3 protein-coding genes are annotated in these 3,914 nt (G+C 37.0%); 1 reads left to right on the plus strand and 2 read right to left on the minus strand.

Features of this window, described 5'->3' with window-relative positions:
* Nucleotides 1-473: 473 nt before the first annotated feature.
* Both ACIQ2X_RS14500 and ACIQ2X_RS14505 read right to left on the minus strand, forming a co-directional pair.
* Nucleotides 474-911 (minus strand): LexA family protein, encoded by a 438-nt coding sequence (locus tag ACIQ2X_RS14500; protein WP_396179666.1) that lies wholly within the window; start codon nucleotides 909-911, stop codon nucleotides 474-476.
* On the minus strand, nucleotides 902-2,170 hold the full coding sequence (locus ACIQ2X_RS14505) for a Y-family DNA polymerase (RefSeq protein WP_396179667.1): 1,269 nt from the start codon (nucleotides 2,168-2,170) through the stop codon (nucleotides 902-904). The genes ACIQ2X_RS14500 and ACIQ2X_RS14505 overlap by 10 nt, the downstream gene beginning before the upstream one ends.
* Nucleotides 2,171-2,434: 264 nt before the next feature.
* On the opposite strand from ACIQ2X_RS14505, the gene ACIQ2X_RS14510 reads away from it, so the two are divergent.
* Nucleotides 2,435-3,914: aryl-sulfate sulfotransferase (locus ACIQ2X_RS14510; RefSeq protein WP_396179668.1), on the plus strand; the 1,480-nt coding region annotated here is incomplete at its 3' end.

Raw genomic sequence — 3,914 nt, forward strand, 5'->3', positions numbered from 1 at the left:
TCTTGAAACTCTTAGAAAAATACAGTTAATCTGACTGTTAATCGAGCCCCGAAAGCTTTCGGGGTTGGTTCGAGCCCAAGAGGGGGAGCAAAATTAATCCTGGTAGAAATACCGGGATTTTTTGTTTAATAAAAGTTTCACTATTATATTGGTTATTTTTTTCTACCATTATAATTTACTCCTTTTAATTTTTATTATACTTCTTTACACTCCAAAAAAGGCCAACTTTTAGGTGTACTTCTCAACAAGTCATTTTAATACACCATACCAAGCTATTCAACCTGAGTTCGATAATTGTTATACCTATTTTAGTTTTGGTATAGCATTTAGCCGTGAGACCCATTAAAACGCCCTTTTTAAAGCAGAGTGAATTTGTTTATAACCTAAGCCGCAACTATTTTGTTCAAAAAATAGTTGGTAGAAGCAAAAGAGCAATCATTACAGAAGTAAGAAACGATTCTTACTGGCATTTTTTATAATTTTTTAATCACATACGTTACAATTCCCCAAATGATTAACTGATTCTCCTCGGTAACTTGAATGGGTTGATAACTTGGATTTTCAGGCATCAGGTAGAGCTCGTTATTTTCGAGTCGGATGCGTTTTACGGTAAATTCGCCATCGAGCAAACAAATGGCTATTTTATTGTTTCGAGGCTCTAAACTTCGGTCGACAACAAGTAAATCTTTATCGTGAATTCCTGCATCAATCATCGAATTTCCTTCGACTTGGACATAAAAAGTGGCGATTGGATTTTCGACCAAAACTTGATTCAAATCGATACTAGCTTCCATAAAATCCATAGCCGGGGATGGGAATCCTGCGGAAACGGAATGACTGATAAACGGCAATTTAATCACGCTGTTCAGTTCGGGTTTGAAAAAAGTGAGCTTTTGATTGATTACTGACATTTTACTTTCATGATATCGGTTATTTGTGTGGTGTATTTGGGCGAAAGTCGTGTTTGCTTCATATTCCAAGTTTTATCGCCTTGAGTGGCCAACTTTACTTTTCGGTCGCCTGCTTTTTTATTGATCCGATCCATTAGTTGCATCAAGGCAAGATGTTTTGGGTTTTCTTCTTCAAACAATTGAAATTGTTTTTGGTCTTCGTTGGTCAATTGTGTGACAATTACACCTGCTTTGTGAAACTTTTGTCCTTTTAGATTATCGTATAAGTATTCTAAGCCTTTGATGGCAGTGTTGCTCAACGTAATTCCTGAATTAGTTTCAAAAGGAATGTTGATCAATTTGTGATAATACTTTTTTCGACCCGGATTTTCTTCATCTAAAACACCTAAAAAAACCATAAGACTATGGCAACATGATTTTTGCTTGCGCAACTTCTCGCCACAAACGGTTGCAAAAGTAGATATGCGTTCCCGCAAATCGTCGTACTCTGATATCTTTTGAGGAAAACTACGGGTAACGGCGATGCTTTTTTTGTTTTCCGGTTCGTCGATTCCTAAAACTGATTGGCCCTGGAGTTCTGCAATCAATCGCAAACCTACAACACCCATTTGGTTTTTAATAAAATCTTTGTGGTGAGGTTGTACAAAATCATAAGCGGTAAGGATGTTTCGAGCCCTCATTTTTTCACCCAATCGCCGACCAATTCCCCAAACATCGCCAATTTTAGTCCATTTCAAGGCTTTAATTCTCTTTTCTTCCGAATCGATAATGTGAACTCCTTGGGTTTGAACAGGAAATTTTCTGGCAATTTTATTGGCAATTTTAGAAAGTGCTTTGCTAGAGCCAAAACCTACACAAACGGGAATACTCAACCATTTGGCAATTTTGGATTTCATTTCTTGTCCGTACATTTTGTAGTTATCGACTTGCATTCCATCAAAATTCAGAAACGCCTCATCGATGCTATAAACTTCGATATTGGCAGAAAAAGTGGCTAGAATGTGCATTACACGACTGCTTAAATCGCCATACAAAGCATAGTTGGAGGAAAAGACGATAACATTGTGTTTTTGTAATTCTGCTCGAACTTTAAATTCTGGAGCACCCATTGGAATTCCTAATGCTTTGGCTTCGTCACTTCTGGAAATAATGCAGCCGTCGTTATTGGACAAAATGGCAATGGGTTTTCCTGCGAGTTCTGGTTTAAAAACCCGTTCGCAGGAAGCGTAAAAATTATTGCAATCGACTAGTGCATACATTCTACAAAATTACAGAAAGTGCGTTTGTATTAGAGGTAGCAAAAGTTAATTTTAGCAAGATGTTGATAACCTTTTTACCGTAAAAAACGCCAAGCATGATAAATTGCCCCTTTAATTTTTTTAGCGAATAATATGATTCATTTATAGATGCACATTTTACATCGAGTTTAAAAACACCTATAAAATTTGTGCTTCTATATTGTTAAAGTTTACAGTGATAAAAATAAAAACTAAATATTATGGTATTTTTGAAAGAAAAACATAATGATTAAAAAGTTACTTCTCTATTCGAGTTTAATATTTTCAATATTGGGTATTTCCCAAAATACAGTAGGCGTTATTACGAATACTTCGCAGTCGTACAACGGATATACTCTTTTTACTTCTCATACAGAAACATTCTTGATCAATAATTGTGGACAAGTGATAAAGCAGTGGAACAGCACTTTTAATCCGGGAAATTCCGTGTATTTATTAGAAAACGGAAATTTATTAAGAGCAGGTAGAACCAATTCTACCGATATTGTTTTTGGAGGTCAAGGGGGCGTTGTGGAACTTTACAGTTGGGAAGGGAATTTACTGTGGCAGTTTTTTTACGACACCCCTCAGTATCGTCAACACCATGATATTTTTCCAATGCCCAACGGCAACGTCTTAATCTTGGCTGCCAAAGTAATGACCAATGCTCAAGCCATTCAGGCGGGACGGAATCCTGCGTTATTGCCTCAGTCGGTTTTATATTCTGAACAAATTGTTGAAGTCCAACCTGTAGGTTCAAATCAAGGAACTATTGTTTGGGAATGGGACATAAAAGATCATTTGATACAGGATTTTGATGCGACAAAGGATAATTTTGGCGTAGTATCTCAAAACCCACACAAATTAGACATCAACTTTACAAACGGCGGAAACGGTAATTCTAATTGGTTACACGTTAACTCGGTTCAATACAATGCAGATTTGAATCAAATCGTTTTAAGTTCAAGAAATTTGAGTGAAATTTGGATTATTGATCACTCCACGACAACAGCACAAGCAGCCACTGGATCTGGTGGTGTTTATGGCAAAGGAGGCGATATACTCTACCGATGGGGAAATCCCCAAGCCTATAAAATGGGCACCGAACTAGACCGAAAATTGTTTGGACAACATTATCCGCATTGGATTCCTAACGGACTCATAGATGCTGGAAAAATAATGCTATTTAACAACGGGATCGGGAGAGAACCTTTATTCTCGGAAGTATTTATTTTGAACCCTCCCACGACCAGCCCGGGGTTTTATGTATTGAATACAAGCAGTACTTTCGGACCACAAGTTCCCGATTATATTTATGCAGATATGAGTGCAATCCCGTCGCCATTTAGTTCTAACATTTTAAGTAGTGCAGACCGATTGCCAAATGGGAATATATTAATATGTGAAGGAAATACGGGTGAAATTTTTGAAATAAACAGTCAAGAAAATATCGTGTGGAAATATATAAATCCAGTGCACAATGTAACGGGTGTTAAAGCAACTCAAGGAGGAGCTGTTCCAGCAGTTCGAACGTTATTTAGAGCTACAAGATACAGCGAAAATTACCCTGCATTTGTTGGCAAAAACCTCACTCCTGGCAACCCAATTGAATTAAATTCGCAAATAAATGCAGCTTGTAGCATTTTAAACGTTGACCAAAATAAAGTAGCAGATTTAAATGTAAGTCCAAATCCAACTGCAGATTTAGTGCATCTTAATTCAGATG

It is taken from the genome of Flavobacterium sp. (assembly GCF_044368625.1).
Classification (GTDB): Bacteria; Bacteroidota; Bacteroidia; order Flavobacteriales; family Flavobacteriaceae; genus Flavobacterium.